The sequence below is a fragment of the Paenirhodobacter sp. CAU 1674 genome, assembly GCF_029222945.1.
Classification (GTDB): Bacteria; Pseudomonadota; Alphaproteobacteria; order Rhodobacterales; family Rhodobacteraceae; genus Rhodobacter.
In genome coordinates this window covers 1-2,506 of record NZ_JARHUH010000028.1, presented here as the reverse complement: position 1 = coordinate 2,506, position 2,506 = coordinate 1, and the positions used below count along the sequence as shown (strand labels likewise).

Annotated in this window: 2 protein-coding genes; both read left to right on the top strand. The window is 60.5% G+C overall.

The window, feature by feature from the left end:
- The first annotated feature begins 107 nt into the window (after positions 1-107).
- Positions 108-1,607 (top strand): IS21 family transposase, encoded by a 1,500-nt coding sequence (gene istA / locus P2G62_RS17720; protein ID WP_243252214.1) that lies wholly within the window; start codon positions 108-110, stop codon positions 1,605-1,607.
- Positions 1,604-2,368, top strand: a complete 765-nt coding sequence (gene istB, locus P2G62_RS17715; protein ID WP_243252177.1) for an IS21-like element helper ATPase IstB — start codon at positions 1,604-1,606, stop codon at positions 2,366-2,368. The genes istA and istB overlap by 4 nt, the downstream gene beginning before the upstream one ends.
- The last annotated feature ends 138 nt before the right edge of the window (positions 2,369-2,506 follow it).

The window sequence follows — 2,506 nt, the reverse complement described above, 5'->3', positions numbered from 1 at the left end:
TGTGAACGGCGGAGCAATACTCGGCCACGGTAGCGGCGCCGTTGTGGTGTCGCGGGCGGCGTAAAAGTCGTCCACTTTTGCCCTTTCCGAGAGGGGAGGGTTGGGGGATTTACACCGTGGATTTGTATTTGAAGGTGCGTCAGGCTCATTTTCAGGATGGCTTGAGCGGACGCCAGATTGCCCGGGATTTTGGGGTCAGCCGGGACAGCGTTGCGAAGATGTTGGCCTATTCGGAGCCGCCCGGGTATCGGCGGACGGCACCGATCAGGCGACCGAAGCTGGATGCGTTCACCGGCCAGATTGACCAATGGCTTGCCGAAGATAAGGTCCGGCCGCGCAAGCAGCGCCACACGGCCAAGCGCATCTTCGAGCGGCTGCGGGATGAGTGCGGGTTTGATGGCGGCTACACGATCGTCAAGGATTACGTCCGGACCAGGAAGCGGACCGGCAAGGAGATGTTCGTGCCGCTCAGCCATCAGCCGGGACATGCGCAGGCAGATTTTGGCGAAGCTCTGGTCGTGATAGGCGGGGTGGAGCAGAAGGCACGTTTCTTCGCCTTTGACCTGCCGCACAGCGATGCGTGCTATGTTCGGGCCTATCCTGCCGCGACCACCGAAGCCTGGCTGGACGGGCATGTCCATGCCTTTGCCTTCTTCGGCGCAGTGCCGCAGTCTATCCTCTACGACAATGACCGCTGTCTGGTCGCCAGGATCATGCCGGACGGCACCCGTGACCGCACACAACGGTTCAGCGCGATGCTGTCGCATTACGTGATCCGGGATCGCTATGGCCGTCCCGGCAAGGGCAACGACAAAGGCAAGGTCGAGGGACTGGTCGGCTATGCGCGGCGGAACTTCATGGTGCCGATCCCGTCCTTTCCGGACTGGGACGCGTTCAACGCTCACCTGGAAGAACAATGCCGCAAACGGCAAGGCGATGTCTTGCGTGGCCACAAGGCCAGCATCGGCGCACGGCTGGACGCCGACCTGTCTGCAATGCGGGAATTGCCTGGGGTGCCCTTTGATGCCTGCGATTTGCAAAGCGGTCAGGTCACATCGACATCCGTGGTGCGCTACCGCGGCAATGATTACTCTGTGCCCGTCGCTTATGGTCACCGTGAGGTCTGGATCAAGGGCTTCGTGACCCGTGTTGTCATTGGCAGCGCCGCCGAGGTGATCGCGGATCATCCCCGTTCCTACGACACCGGTGACATGGTGTTTGACCCACTGCATTACCTGCCGCTGATTGAGCATAAGATCATGGCCTTCGATCAGGCTGCACCCCTGCAGGGCTGGGAGTTGCCGGAAGCCTTCGCCACGCTCCAGCGGTTGTTGGAGGCCCGACAGGGCAAGACAGGCAAGCGCGAGTATGTGCAGGTTCTGCGCTTGCTGGAACGGTTCGAAGTCGACGCCCTGCATCTGGCCATCAAGGATGCGCTGAGAATGGGAGCAATCAGCTTCGATGCGATCAAGCATCTTGTCCTGTGTCGGGTCGAGCGAAGGCCCCCGAGGCTGGATCTCGATGTCTATCCGTTCCTGCCCAGGACCAGTATCACTACCACCTCGGCGGCATCCTATATGAGCCTGCTGGCAGGGGGTGGTGCATGACAGACGCCCCGGAATTACTGCTGACCCATCACCTCAAGACTCTGCGTCTGCCAACCTTCCTGCGCGAGCATGACAAGCAAGCGCGTATCTGCGCCGCAGAGGGCGTGGATCATGTGCGCTATCTGGCCCGGTTGACCGAGCTGGAACTGATAGACCGGGAACGGCGCATGGTGGAACGCCGGATCAAGGCCGCGAGGTTCCCGGCAATCAAAAGCTTGGATAGCTTCGACTTCAAGGCGATCCCGTCGCTCAACAAAATGATGGTGTTGGAGCTCTCCCGCTGCGAATGGATCGAGCGCAAGGAAAACGTCATCGCCCTCGGCCCGTCTGGCACCGGCAAGACCCATATCGCCCTCGGCCTGGGCCTGACCGCCTGCCAGAAAGGACTGCCAGTCGCCTTTGTCACCGCCTCCGCTCTCGTCCACGAGATGATGGAGGCCCGCGACGAGAAACGCCTCCTGCAACTCCAACGCAAACTGACAAAGGTCAAGCTGCTGATCATCGACGAGTTGGGCTTCGTGCCGCTCAGCAAGACCGGTGCCGAACTGCTCTTCGAGCTGATCTCGCAGCGCTACGAGCGCGGTTCAACCCTGATCACAAGCAATCTCCCATTCGAAGAGTGGACGGAAACCTTCGGCACAGAACGCCTGACCGGCGCACTTCTGGATCGGCTGACCCACCACGTCAATATCTTGGAAATGAACGGCGAAAGCTATCGGCTCAATCAAAGCCGCGCCCGCATCGCAACCGCCGGAACATGATCCTCACAGAATTGGCCTGACGGCCAATGCGCCTTGGAACGTGCTTGCTATATGAGGGCCGCACGCTCCAAGGCGCACGCGCTTAAATGGCCTACTTTTGCTCCGCCACAGTGGCCGAGTTTTACTCCGCCGTTGACA